The organism is Pelomicrobium sp. G1, assembly GCF_051905455.1.
Lineage (GTDB): Bacteria > Pseudomonadota > Gammaproteobacteria > Burkholderiales > UBA6910 > Pelomicrobium.
The window spans coordinates 1-456 of the sequence record NZ_JBQACR010000106.1 but is presented as its reverse complement, the minus strand read 5'-3'; the positions used below and the strand labels follow the sequence as shown (position 1 = coordinate 456).

Below are 456 nucleotides of genomic sequence, written 5' to 3'. Positions count from 1 at the left end.
GCCCTCGGAGGCTTTGAGGTTCCAGATCCCGTTCTCGCCGGGGGCAGACTGAGTCAACACGCCGGAGAGCAGATCCCCGAGGGTGCCCAGCAGACCCCCCGAGCCCGGCGCGTTGAAAAGGTAGGCGCCGCTCACCCGCGCCCCGTAGCGCGCCTTGACCGCCACCGCCAGATAGCCGCCGAGACTGTGGCCGCTCACCGTAAAGGGGCGACCCTGTAAAGGCCCGCCCTCCCCCAGCCAGTCCCCGAGCTTCGCCTCCAGCGCACTCCATTGCGGATTGAGCCGATCCGACACACCCAGCGCAAGCAACCCGTCCGCCAAAAGATCGCCCGCCTCTAACTGCGTGCCCCGTATGGCCAAACCGCGCCCTCCCGTCCCCACCTCCTCAAACACCGTCGCCGACAAACCCGTCCGGGGATCGGTGTATTGGTCAACGACGCGCCAGCGGGAAGCGAA

1 pseudogene is annotated in these 456 nt (G+C 67.8%); it reads right to left on the bottom strand.

The window, feature by feature from the left end:
* Window positions 1-321, bottom strand: a pseudogene (locus ACTFO6_RS17695) (hypothetical protein); the annotation flags it as partial.
* Between the last annotated feature and the right edge of the window lie 135 nt (window positions 322-456).